The 11,671-nt window shown below is 30.4% G+C and carries 12 protein-coding genes; 8 read left to right on the top strand and 4 right to left on the bottom strand.

All coding sequences use genetic code 11. From position 1 onward, the window contains the following. Positions 1 to 27 precede the first annotated feature (27 nt). The 5 genes from ABZP37_RS17270 to ABZP37_RS17250 all read left to right on the top strand — a co-directional run bounded on the left by ABZP37_RS17270 (position 28) and on the right by ABZP37_RS17250 (position 5,506). Positions 28 to 1,164: a glycosyltransferase family 1 protein gene (locus ABZP37_RS17270; protein ID WP_366184522.1), complete on the top strand. Its 1,137-nt coding sequence runs from the start codon at positions 28 to 30 to the stop codon at positions 1,162 to 1,164. Further along, entirely contained in the window at positions 1,157 to 2,026 is an 870-nt protein-coding gene (locus ABZP37_RS17265) for a glycosyltransferase family 2 protein (protein WP_366184520.1), read from the top strand. The genes ABZP37_RS17270 and ABZP37_RS17265 overlap by 8 nt, the downstream gene beginning before the upstream one ends. 403 nt (positions 2,027 to 2,429) lie before the next feature. Next, positions 2,430 to 3,575 (top strand): glycosyltransferase family 4 protein, encoded by a 1,146-nt coding sequence (locus ABZP37_RS17260; protein WP_264618946.1) that lies wholly within the window; start codon positions 2,430 to 2,432, stop codon positions 3,573 to 3,575. An 85-nt stretch (positions 3,576 to 3,660) separates the two neighbouring features. Next, a complete protein-coding gene (locus tag ABZP37_RS17255) occupies positions 3,661 to 4,473 on the top strand; it encodes a glycosyltransferase family 2 protein (protein ID WP_264618947.1) in 813 nt (270 codons plus the stop codon). A gap of 166 nt (positions 4,474 to 4,639) precedes the next feature. Then, on the top strand, positions 4,640 to 5,506 hold the full coding sequence (locus ABZP37_RS17250) for a hypothetical protein (protein ID WP_366184519.1): 867 nt from the start codon (positions 4,640 to 4,642) through the stop codon (positions 5,504 to 5,506). A gap of 6 nt (positions 5,507 to 5,512) precedes the next feature. Here ABZP37_RS17250 and ABZP37_RS17245 read toward each other — a convergent pair whose 3' ends face one another. After that, a complete protein-coding gene (locus tag ABZP37_RS17245) occupies positions 5,513 to 6,271 on the bottom strand; it encodes a glycosyltransferase family 2 protein (protein ID WP_366184518.1) in 759 nt (252 codons plus the stop codon). 81 nt (positions 6,272 to 6,352) lie between these two features. Between ABZP37_RS17245 and ABZP37_RS17240 the strand changes: the two genes are divergently transcribed. After that, a complete protein-coding gene (locus ABZP37_RS17240; protein ID WP_366184517.1) occupies positions 6,353 to 7,063 on the top strand; it encodes a polysaccharide deacetylase family protein in 711 nt (236 codons plus the stop codon). Between the two features lie 231 nt (positions 7,064 to 7,294). Here ABZP37_RS17240 and ABZP37_RS17235 read toward each other — a convergent pair whose 3' ends face one another. Beyond that, positions 7,295 to 8,032, bottom strand: a complete 738-nt coding sequence (locus tag ABZP37_RS17235) for a glycosyltransferase family 2 protein (RefSeq protein ID WP_366184515.1) — start codon at positions 8,030 to 8,032, stop codon at positions 7,295 to 7,297. A gap of 53 nt (positions 8,033 to 8,085) precedes the next feature. Between ABZP37_RS17235 and ABZP37_RS17230 the strand changes: the two genes are divergently transcribed. Next, positions 8,086 to 8,907 (top strand): glycosyltransferase family 2 protein, encoded by an 822-nt coding sequence (locus ABZP37_RS17230; protein ID WP_366184513.1) that lies wholly within the window; start codon positions 8,086 to 8,088, stop codon positions 8,905 to 8,907. Here the strand turns inward: ABZP37_RS17230 and ABZP37_RS17225 are convergent. Then, complete coding sequence (locus ABZP37_RS17225; RefSeq protein WP_366184511.1) at positions 8,902 to 9,963, bottom strand: glycosyltransferase family 9 protein; 1,062 nt, start codon at positions 9,961 to 9,963, stop codon at positions 8,902 to 8,904. The two genes, ABZP37_RS17230 and ABZP37_RS17225, sit on opposite strands and share 6 nt — an antisense overlap. A gap of 65 nt (positions 9,964 to 10,028) precedes the next feature. Between ABZP37_RS17225 and ABZP37_RS17220 the strand changes: the two genes are divergently transcribed. After that, the gene (locus ABZP37_RS17220; protein WP_366184509.1) at positions 10,029 to 10,790 is read left to right on the top strand and encodes a lipopolysaccharide kinase InaA family protein; all 762 of its coding nucleotides are present in this window, start codon (positions 10,029 to 10,031) and stop codon (positions 10,788 to 10,790) included. A 61-nt stretch (positions 10,791 to 10,851) separates the two neighbouring features. Here the strand turns inward: ABZP37_RS17220 and ABZP37_RS17215 are convergent, their stop codons facing one another. Next, entirely contained in the window at positions 10,852 to 11,667 is an 816-nt protein-coding gene (locus tag ABZP37_RS17215; protein ID WP_366184507.1) for a 2,3,4,5-tetrahydropyridine-2,6-dicarboxylate N-succinyltransferase, read from the bottom strand. Between the last annotated feature and the right edge of the window lie 4 nt (positions 11,668 to 11,671).

Below are 11,671 nucleotides of genomic sequence, written 5' to 3'. Positions count from 1 at the left end.
ATTTATTACTGCAAAATTATTTTACACATGAAAATTATTCTGGACTCTCAAGCTTTCAATATGCAAACTTACGGGGGAATCACGAGGTATTATACGGAAGTCTTTAGTCAGCTTAAGAAAAATAATGAACTATCTATAACGCTACCTATCCACGAATCCAAAAATGCTTATGTAATTGATAGTGGCTTATTAGAAATAGAAAATAAGGAAAGGCTAGTTTCTTTTTTATTAAAATCTATGAATTCGATTGGGATTAGTACCCGTTCGTTAAAAAGAAAAATTGAACAAAAAAAGTTGAAGAATCCTTTAGAGAATTCCAATTTTGACTTATTTATTCCAACCTATTATAATCCCTACTTTTTAGAGTATATAGGTGATACTCCTTTTGTTTTGACGGTTTATGATATGATTCACGAATTGTTTCCTCAGTATTTTATTGGCGAGCCTTTGAATGTTGTTATAAATAAAAAATTACTATTAGAAAAAGCTACTAAAATTATTGCAGTATCGAATAATACTAAAAAAGATATTTTAGCGATATATCCAGAAATAGACGCATCAAAAATTGAAGTTATTTATCATGGTAGCTCTATTAAAGTTAATGAAAATTTAAAAGTAATCTTGCCAAGTAATTATGTTTTATTTGTTGGCTCAAGAGATTATTACAAAAATTTTTATTTTTTGGTGGAGTCAATCTTAGATTTATTAAAAGAGGATTCTACATTGAAAATCATTTGTGCAGGTGGAGGTAAGTTTAATGAAGAAGAGGTTGAATTTATAAAAAAGTTAGGACTTCAGGAACAAGTAGAGCAACGATATTTTGAAGAAGAACAACTGGGTTTGTTTTATAAAAATGCCAAGTGTTTTGTTTTTCCATCAATGTATGAAGGTTTTGGCATTCCTGTTTTAGAATCGATGGCTTGTGGTTGCCCAATAGTTTTATCCAATGTTAGTTCTTTACCTGAAGTTGCAGGTGAAGCAGGAATTTATTTTGATCTATCTAGCAAAGAAGATTTAAAAGAAAAGATAGCTTTAGTTCTAAAGGATTCAAATTTTAGAAATGAATATATTTTAAAAGGCTTGGAACGCGTAAAACTATTTACGTGGGAAAAAGCAGCTTCACAATGTTTGGAATTATATAATAAAGCTATAAAAAATGACTAAAGATGTTTTGGAATCAGATAAAAATGCTGTTAAGCTTACTATTATTACTATTAACTATAATAATAATGAAGGATTAATAAAAACTATTGAAAGCATTATTAATCAAACTTGGACCGATTTTGAATTTATTATAATCGATGGAGGGAGCACAGACGACAGTCTATCAACGCTCAATAAATATGATAAATACATTAATTACTGGGTTTCGGAAAAAGATAAAGGGATTTACGATGCCATGAATAAAGCAATTCAGATTGCAAAAGGGAAGTATCTCAATTTTATGAATAGTGGAGACTTTTTTTATACCAATACAATTCTAGAAGAAATTAAGAGTAATTTTAGTAATAATGTAGGTGTTTTGTATGGCGATGCAATGTTTTTCTGTGATGAGTGGGATGATAAACTAATTAAAATGCCATCAACTTTGACATTCACTCATTTTCTAACTGACGGTCTTTGTCATCAAGCAAGTTTTATCAAACGGGACTTGTTTTTCAAACACTTTTTTTATAGTCTTGAATACAAAATTGTTTCCGATTGGGGATTTTTTGTTTATGTATTATGTAAAAAAAACGAATCTTATCAACATTTAGAAAAGATAATTTGTTATTATGATTATTCTGGAATTTCTTCAGTTCCTGAAAATATTCCTCCTGGACTTTTAGAGCGTAAGGTTTTTTTAAAAAAGCATTTCCCTTTATTTTATGATGATTTTACGTGTGATGTTAATAGAACCTTTGATCGAAGAATGCAGAAAGTAATTAAAATAAAAGACAGTAGATTTTTGTGGAAAATATTAAAATATTGGACTTCTATATTTCTATTTGTTCTTCCCAAACAAAAAGAAAATGACTGGTCTTAACCTGTTTTTTTTAATTGGAATAAAGTACTTATGCACGAAGCCCTTTTAATTAAAGCATTGATAAATAATTATTTTAAGACTAAAACACAATAGAAGCATAGAAATAGATGTTAATTTTTATTTTAGGATAACTACAAGGCGAAATATACTCTATTTAAAATATAAATGACAGTTCTAAGAGAAAAACCTTTTTTGGTTTAATTTTTCAAGTTGTATCAAATTTAATTTTAGTAAATAAAAACAAAAAGTCAAGATAAAACCTTGTTAATAATTAATTAAGTTTGCACAAAATATGTTGATGCTGAAATAGCTAAAATTTTTTTGGTAACAATTTCAAATGTTTTAAATTTAGAATGCGTCATTTGCTTTATTATATTTACACACACACACACAAAAAATTATTATGCTAAATTTACTTTTTTTTTACCCTGAAAACCCTTTATTAAAAACTCAAGGTAATAATGCACGTGCAATGGCATTGTTGAATTATTTTAAAAGCAGATCGTTTGTTGTTGATTTTGTAGGTATAGCTTCTGAATGCTTTTTGGATGATGATATTGAAAAAATGAAATCTCAGCGACTTATTAGGAAAGGGTTTTTACTATACGAGGAAAAAAGAAAGAAAAATAGATTTAGAAAATATTTTGATTACTTTTTACCTAAAAAAAATATAATAAAGGTTAAGGATTTTGATAGGACTAAGTCTGGTTATAAAAAACAATTTAATCAAATTTTAGAGCAGAATCAGTATGACTATGTTGTTGTTTCCTACTTGTTATGGACGGAAATTATAAATGATAATCCTAATCTAGTAAATACTGTGAAAATAGTAGATACGCACGATTTTTTAACTGCTCATTTTGCTCATTTTAAAAAACTTAGTTTTTTCGAAATTGGGGAATATTTCGAAACAGAAATGCAATTAGCAAATCAATACGATAAAATAATTGTAATTTCAAATGAAGAAAAATATATTTTCGAACAATTTTTAGGAAAACCCGTTCACATGATTACTCACTCAGTAGATAAAAAAGAATTATCGGAGCATAAAACTTATGATTTGATTTACGTAGCGAGTGACAATGGACATAATGTTAAATCGTGTAGATGGTTTTTTGAAAAAGTTTACCCTCTTTTAGATAAAAATATTACAATTCTTGTTGTAGGTAAAATTACAAACTTTGCTCCTGACAAGGAAAATGTTACTAAAATTAGTTTTATTGATAATTTAGATGAAGTCTATTGTCATAGTCGCGTTGGTTTATGTCCAATGCTGTCCGGAACAGGATTGAAGATTAAAGTTATTGAGGCATTATCATTTGGACTTCCCGTGATTTGTAATACAAGAGGGGTAGATGGATTACTTAATAAGTCAAATAATGGGTGTTTAGTAACTGACGATGAAACTCATTTTGCTAAACAAATTGAATTATTATTAAGTGATTCACAGTATTATCAAAAAGTATCAACTGAGGCTAAAATATATTTTGACGCACACCATAACGTTAGTTCAGTTTATGATAATTTTGATAAATTATTTAATTTTTAAACCGTCTTTTTTATTCAATATTTATAGGTGCTATTTTGCATTTTGTCGATAAAGTTTATTCAAATAAATAAAAAGTTTTAAATCAATGTCAAAGAAAATTTCGGTAATTACTATAAACTATAATAACAAACGGGGATTAGAGCAAACTATTAAGTCTGTTGTAAATCAAACTCTGGTCGATTTTGAATATATTATCATAGACGGAGGAAGTACTGATGGAAGTGAAGAATTGATAGCATCGTACGCCGACAAAATAGACTACTGGATAAGCGAGCCTGATACTGGAGTTTATAACGCCATGAATAAAGGTATCAAAGCTGCAAAAGGAGATTTTGTCATTTTTATGAACAGTGGTGATAGTTTTTATGAAAACACTGTTTTAGCGAATGTCAATCCATTGCTCGTTGATGAGTTCGATATTTATTATGGAGATAACTTTAAGGTAAAACCAAATTCTAGAAGGAAGAAGACCTATCCAGAAGTATTATCTTTTACGTTTTTTTATTCTAGTTGCATCAATCATCAGGCTAGTTTTATTAGAAGGCAACTGTTTTTTGATTATTTTATGTACAACGAAAATTTAAAAATCGTTGCCGATTGGGAGTTTTTTATATATACTATTTGTGTAGAGAATAGACCTTATAAGTATTTGAATATGACCATTAGTAATTATGATTTTACTGGTATGTCATCAGTCAAAGAGTATCAGTCAATTTTAGATTTAGAAAAGCAAGTTGTGCTTAATAAGTATTTTCCTTTGTTTTTGGACGGGTTTAAAACAGTAAATGATTTTAAGTCCAAAAGGATTCAACAAATTTTATATATTAAAACATTTAAGAGGCCTTGGAAATGGTTCAAAGGAATTATTAATTTTTTAGAACTTTTTACAAGTAAGTAGATTTAAGTTGTTGAGGATTAAAAGAGTAAAAAGTACGTGGATTGTTTTTTTTTAATTTATTTCATAGATTTTGACCATCTTTTTTGAAAAGTATAATTATCCATAAGCATTGATGAAAAAATATAGTAAATTTACCGTGAATACTGTTTTTCAAAATAAATAAATAATGAAGAAGATTCATGTAGGTTTTCTCTTGTCATACGATTACGAAAAGTTAAAACTTTCTATCCCTCCAGTATATAAGGATTCGGATAGGATTTTTATCGCAATAGACAATGAGCTACGTACATGGACAGGACAAAAATTTGTCATAGAAGACGTGTTTTATGAGTGGCTAAAAAAAATAGATGTTGATAATAAGATAGAAATTTATGAAGATGATTTTTATATTCCTACACTTTCTGCTATTGATAATGATACCCGAGAACGTCATTTACTTTCTCTTAAAATGGGGATTGGTAATTGGTTAATACAAATTGATGCAGATGAGTATTTTGTTAATTTCAAAAGATTTGTAACAAGGCTTCATAAATACGATCATTATTTAGATAATCCTGAAAAGAATAAAATTCAAATTGCCGCTTTTTGGATTATTATTTATAAATATACAGAAAATGGTATTTTGTATGTAGATAAACCAATGAAAGCAATTTTTGCTACCAATTATCCAAATTATAAATGCGCTCGAAGAACAGATGAGAGGGTGATTTATTTAGATAATATTGTTTTGCATGAGTCATTATCAAGATCAAAAGAAGAATTAACACAAAAAATAAGTAACTGGGGACATAATAATGAGGTGAACGAAGGATTCATGAGGAAATGGATTAACGTTAATGAAAACAACTACAAAGAGTTCTCAGACTTGTATTACATTGAACCTAAAAGATGGAAGAAATTGAATTATTTTCCAACAAAAAACATTGGAGAAATTCGGAAGTTTATCAAACAGAATAGAACCATGAAATTAGGCAGAAACTATATTCGATTAAAAAATTTCGGACAATGGTTTAAGTATTTAATTAAGAAGTAAAGTTTTCTATTCTAATTTTCTATACATCATCCATAATTGTAGATAGCGTTTAAATACAGCAAATGAATGGATGTATGCCAGGATAAAGCCTTCTTTACCATCTAATATACCCAATCGGTAGAAGAATTGCCAATGAAAGTGAAATAATGGTCTAATGAATAAATGATAAAAGTTAGGCTTTTGGTTTTTAGTATAGAGACTTTTAGCTTCTAATTGACTAAGTCGATTTAATTTTTGGTTATAATTATCAAAACTCTTATAGCTATGATGATTAACTATTTTTTTGAGTTGCCCAACTGATCCAGTTGATACCACAATACTTTTGGGAACTAAATCACCAATATAGCTACAGTTTTTTTTGTTGAATAATCGGATAACTTTGTCAGATTGCCAACCTCCGTATTTTATGTCTTTTCCTTGGAAAATAAAGTTTCTTTTTACTTTATAAGCAGCATGCTCAATAGGATTAGAAACGGTCTTTATGATTTCTTCTTCAAGTTCAGTAGTGATAATTTCATCTAAATCAAAAAAGATAATCCAATCATTTTGGGCTTGTTTGATAGCAAAGTTTTTCTGGTTAGTGAAATCATCAAATTCACGTTGAATCACTTTAACACCTAGTTCTTTTGCAGTACTTACTGTAGCATCAGTGCTAAATGAATCAATAAAAAGAATTTCATCAGCAAAAGCTAAGCTTTCGACATATCTTTTTACATATGCTTCTTCATTTAAGGTGATCGCTAAAGCAGTTATTTTTGGTCTCAAATTATTTTAATTTCTATTTGTTAGAATATCGTTGACAAATGTAATAATTTTACGCTGATGTTTTTTATTTAATATTTGACTATGGCTAGATTACCGATTTTAATGTACCACAATATCAGTAAAAGTGATGATTTATCCATAGGACTGACTATTTCTGAATCAAAATTAGAAGATCAATTTCGTTATTTAGCGAAGGAAGGTTTTACCTCCTTTAACTTGTCAGAACTTGAAAGTTTAAAAGAGATTCCTTCCAAGAGTATTGTGATTACTTTTGATGATGTAACCGTGAATCAATTGGAATATGCCGTTCCTCTCTTGAAAAAATACAACCTCAAAGCTACCTTTTTTATTCCTTTTCAATATGTAGGTCAAACCGATGAATGGAATAAGGGGAGCGAATCTATTATGACCTTTGAAATGCTTCAAAGTTTAGACTCATTAATAGAATTAGGTTTACATTCTTATTCTCACCGAAAATATGCGACTTTATCAGATGAGGAAATTAATTTAGATTTTGATAAATGTTATAAAAGCATTCGTGAAAACAACTTGAAGGTTTATCCCGCAATAGCTTACCCTTACGGGAATTTCCCCAAAAAAAAACCAAGGAAGACTCATTTTCAGACGTTGTTAAAAGAGAACAAAGTAAAAATGGGATTGCGAATAGGGAATAAGATTAATCGTTTTCCGTTTAAAAATAGTTACGAAATTACCCGTATTGATATTAGAGGTGAAGATAACCTACTGCGATTTAAATTAAAATTACGCTTTGGTAAATTAAAATTGTTTTAGAAAAAGACCAGGAAATTAATGTAGTCAGAGGTTCTACAGTTAAGAGAGAAGGTTTCAAATTATATTTCTAAGAAGGCTCAAAGGCTTAAATTTTGGCTAAACCCTTGTGAGTTTGCGACAATTATTAATTTATTGAGGTTCTCTTTATAATTTTAATACTGCATACCATGTTGGAGCCAATTCCTGTTTTATCTCCAGGAAATCAGAAATCAAAAATCAAAAATCTTTTAATTATTTCAAGTCTTTTTCTAATAAAATCATTTTTACATATCTCGAAAAAACACCGTAGGAATCAATGCTGGCAACTGCAAGTCCTGGGATACCATCCAGAAATCCTCTTCGGATAATATAAGTATGAAAAAATCGGTAAGCGGGTTTGAAAATTAAATGAAAATAAGTTGCTTTTTTGTTTTTTTCTCTAGCCATTTTTGCTTGAAACCAAGCGTAGGAGTCCTTTTTTTGGATGTATTGAAATAAGCCTTTATAAGTGTAATGAAGCATGTGGTTTTTTAATATACCAACCTTTCCCTTATGGATTAATTTTTCATGAACTAATCCTTCAAAAAAGAGTGTTTCGTTTTTGGCTAATCGTAAAACTTTGTTTTCGGTATGGTATAAAAATCGATTCATGTAAAAATGAGGAAAACGAATCTTATAAGCATCGTATTTTGGTTGGTTAATTGTGCTAATTATTTCCAATTTTAATTTTTGGGTCACACGTTCATCTGCATCCAGAAATAGAATCCAGTCACCTGTAGCTTTTTTTATAGCTTCATTTTTTTGGGAAGAAAAATTATCAAATTTTCGTTGAATAATTTCACAATCAAATTTTTTAGCGTTAACGACTGTGTTGTCAGTACTAAAAGAATCAATTATAATTATCTGATTTGCAAAATTAATGGATTGCAGGCAATCAGTAATATAACTTTCTTCGTTGTAGGTGGGGATTATTACGGTAAGCGTTTTCATGAAAAGGATATATAGATTTCAAATTTAAAAAAAAAAATTATATTTGTAATGCAATGAGAAAAGATATATCCATAATAATTAGCACCTATAATTCTCCCGAATGGCTTAAAAAAGTACTTTGGGGGTATAACACACAGACCTATCGCAATTTTGAAATCATAATTGCAGATGATGGATCCAATCAAGAGACTTTTGATTTGATAGAAGAAATGAAAAAGGAGGTTTTTTTTCCTATTGTTCATGTGTGGCATGAAGACATGGGTTTTCAAAAAACTATAATTTTAAATAAAGCCATATTGGCTGTAGCAACAGATTATATTTTGATGACAGATGGAGATTGTATTCCAAGAGAAGATTTTGTAGAACAGCATATTAAAAGTAGGGAAGAAGGTTACTTTATTTCTGGGGGGTACTTTAAATTACCTATGGATATATCCCAAAAAATAGATCAGCTAACTATTTATTCCGGAAAATGTTTTGATTTAAAATGGTTAAGAAACCATGGAATGAAATCATCTTTTAAAAACAGTAAGCTGTCGTCTAAGGGGTTGATTAGTTGGTTATTGAATACTATAACGCCAACTACACCAAGCTGGAACGGTCATAATGCTTCGGGATGGAAAAAAGATTTTCTGGCCATCAATGGTTTCGACGAAAGGATGCAGTACGGCGGTGAAGATAGAGAGTTTGGAGAACGTCTGGTAAATTATGGTGTAAAACCAAAACAAATTAGATATTCAACCGTTTGTGTTCATCTGGATCATGCGCGTGGTTATGTGAAACCTGAAATGGTTCTTAAAAACACTCAAATTAGAAAAGAGACTAAAAATCAAAAGAAAATCTGGACTGCTTCAGGAATTAAAAAAATACTATAAATTATATTTAAGGAATTTATCTAGTTCTGGAATAATCATTTCGGGTGTTAGTTTTAGGTATAGTTCTGTTGGGTTTTTCTCTATCTCTTTGCATTTTTCATAGGATAAATCAGAAATTGCATTGGGTAGTAAATCTAATAAATGGACTGAAGAATGAAATTTGCCATCCTCAAAACTTGCCCAATGGTCTTTGTTGACATAGGGTGAAAAAATAGTAAAGGTCGGCTTGTTCAATGCTTTGGCAATATGGACCGTTCCACCTTCGTTCGAAACTAAAAGTGCACATTGATTCATTAGTTTGACAAAATCCCTTATGCTAGGAGCATAAATATCTAAAATAATGTTTTCTTTATTTTGGCAAAGATTGTATATTTTTTCAGCTTCTGCTTTTTGGTGTGGTGCATAATTGAACAGAATGTAAACATCATATTTATTAGAAATAAAATCTACAATTTCTGCAACATACTCATAAGGCATTGACTTTTGTGGAGTACTTCCTAAAACGCCAAGGATAATTACTTTTTTATTAGCATAGTGCCCTAAGAGATTTTCGTTTTTTTCTTCATCGGTCAAAAATATTTTTGGCTCGTAGTCTATAGGAGAGAATTTTTCAGCTTGTTCTAACAAATGAATGCGGTCTTCGATGGCTTTTCCACATATTTTGGTTTTCTCTTTGGAAATCGTCACAGGGTGGGTGTAAAAGCCTAGTTGCCCTATTTTTTTACGGCTTTTGTGACCAATGGTTTGTTTTGCTCCTGAGAATTTGCAAATCAATCTGCTTTGCGTTTTGGAATAAGGATCAAAGATGATGTCGTACTGCTCCTTTTTAACTTTTCGAATAAGTTTTAATAAAACAACCAAACTTTTAAGCTCTTTATCATTGATGGTAATGATTTTGTCTATATTTGGGTTGTTTAATATTACACCATGTGTAAAGTCATAAGCCATAAAATGAATGATGGAATCAGGATGCTTTGCTTTGTAATTATTAGCAATTACGGAACTGATTAAAACATCACCAATTCGTTTATTCTGTATGATTAAAACTTTCTTCATAAAACTATTTCTTGCTGCAAAGTACTATTTTTTATACTTTTAAACCAAAAATAATATATTATATCGTGCAAATCACCGCTCATCCGCTTTACAAAGAAAAAGAAATGCTTATCTCTCAGTTGGTTGATTATTTTTTCAGCAGTGGTGATATGATTGTTGAAGGTTCTCGAAATACGATTAAATCAAATGATTTAGATGGTGAAGTAGTTAATATCAAGTTTTTTCAAAAACCAGGACTTTTTAAATCCATAATTTATTCTTTTTTTAGAAGTACCAAAGCCAAGCGTTCTTATGACTACGCCAATTATTTATTGGAGCATGACATACCAACACCTTTGCCTGTTGCATATATAGAAAATTACAATAGTTTGGGGTTGCTTCAGGATAGTTTTTATATCTGCCAGCAAATTGATTATGATTTCACCATTCGAGAATTAATCCATAATCCGTTGTTTCCTGAGCGTAATAATATACTGGAACAGTTTGCTGCTTTTACTTATAAAATGCACGAATCCAAAGTTAATTTTCTAGACCATTCTCCTGGAAATACGTTGATTGTGAAAAAAGGTGAAGGTGATTATGATTTTTATCTAATAGATTTAAATCGAATGAAATTTGAAAGGATGTCTATCGAAAAAAGGATGGACAATTTCAAGAAAATGTGGTTATCTAAAACAATGGTAAAAGTAATCGCAAAAGCTTACTCCAAATTAAGCGGACATCCAGAAGCGCAATTGCATCAAATTTTACTCGATAAAACAAAAGCTTTCAAAGGTAAAATTACCAGAAAAAAATACCTAAAAAGAAAAGCAGGATTGATGAAATAAAAAAAGTCCCCAATTCAAAAATAATTTCGAATTGGGGACTTTTGAATTTTATAGTAAGGGATTATACCGCTACGTCATATTCTCTTAACGCATTGTTCAATGACGTTTTCAAGTCAGTAGATGGTTTACGAGTCCCAATGATCAATGCACAAGGCACTTGGAATTCACCAGCTGCGAATTTTTTAGTATAACTTCCAGGAATAACAACTGAACGAGCAGGAACGTAACCTTTCATTTCAATTGGAGTTTCTCCTGTAACATCAATAATTTTAGTTGAGGCAGTCAAACATACATTAGCACCAAGAACTGCTTCTTTACCTACGTGAACACCTTCTACAACAATACAACGAGAACCAATAAAAGCACCGTCTTCAATAATAACTGGAGCCGCTTGTAGTGGTTCCAAAACACCACCAATTCCAACACCACCACTCAAGTGAACATCTTTACCAATTTGAGCACAACTACCAACAGTTGCCCAAGTATCTACCATTGTTCCAGCGTCTACATAAGCACCAATGTTTACGTAACTAGGCATCATGATTACACCACTAGAAATATAAGAACCGTAACGAGCAGAAGCTCCAGGAACCACACGAACACCTTTGGCAGCATAGTCTTTCTTCAATTCCATTTTGTCATGGTATTCAAAAATTCCCGCTTCCCAAGTTTCCATTTTTTGAATAGGGAAATACATAACTACTGCTTTCTTTACCCATTCGTTTACTTGCCAACCCTCACCTTTTGGTTCAGCAACACGTAGTTTTCCAGAATCCAATAATTCGATAACTTCTCTTATCGCGTCAGTTGTTGGTTTCTCTTGTAACAAAGCTCTGTTTTCCCAAGCTTGTTCTATAATTGTCTGTAATGCACTCATGTTT

It is taken from the genome of Flavobacterium ovatum (assembly GCF_040703125.1).
GTDB lineage: Bacteria > Bacteroidota > Bacteroidia > Flavobacteriales > Flavobacteriaceae > Flavobacterium > Flavobacterium ovatum.
The sequence above is the reverse complement of the archived record's forward strand: the minus strand, read 5'-3'. Positions and strand labels throughout refer to the sequence as shown.

What these genes read in the sequence shown, in the direction of transcription:
- ABZP37_RS17270 (WP_366184522.1), top strand. Translation starts at nt 28, where the DNA reads ATGAAAATTATTCTGGACTCTCAAGCTTTCAATATGCAAACTTACGGG.
- ABZP37_RS17265 (WP_366184520.1), top strand. Translation starts at nt 1,157, where the DNA reads ATGACTAAAGATGTTTTGGAATCAGATAAAAATGCTGTTAAGCTTACT.
- ABZP37_RS17260 (WP_264618946.1), top strand. Translation starts at nt 2,430, where the DNA reads ATGCTAAATTTACTTTTTTTTTACCCTGAAAACCCTTTATTAAAAACT.
- ABZP37_RS17255 (WP_264618947.1), top strand. Translation starts at nt 3,661, where the DNA reads ATGTCAAAGAAAATTTCGGTAATTACTATAAACTATAATAACAAACGG.
- ABZP37_RS17250 (WP_366184519.1), top strand. Translation starts at nt 4,640, where the DNA reads ATGAAGAAGATTCATGTAGGTTTTCTCTTGTCATACGATTACGAAAAG.
- ABZP37_RS17240 (WP_366184517.1), top strand. Translation starts at nt 6,353, where the DNA reads ATGGCTAGATTACCGATTTTAATGTACCACAATATCAGTAAAAGTGAT.
- ABZP37_RS17235 (WP_366184515.1), bottom strand. Translation starts at nt 8,032, where the DNA reads ATGAAAACGCTTACCGTAATAATCCCCACCTACAACGAAGAAAGTTAT.
- ABZP37_RS17230 (WP_366184513.1), top strand. Translation starts at nt 8,086, where the DNA reads ATGAGAAAAGATATATCCATAATAATTAGCACCTATAATTCTCCCGAA.
- ABZP37_RS17225 (WP_366184511.1), bottom strand. Translation starts at nt 9,963, where the DNA reads ATGAAGAAAGTTTTAATCATACAGAATAAACGAATTGGTGATGTTTTA.
- ABZP37_RS17215 (WP_366184507.1), bottom strand. Translation starts at nt 11,667, where the DNA reads ATGAGTGCATTACAGACAATTATAGAACAAGCTTGGGAAAACAGAGCT.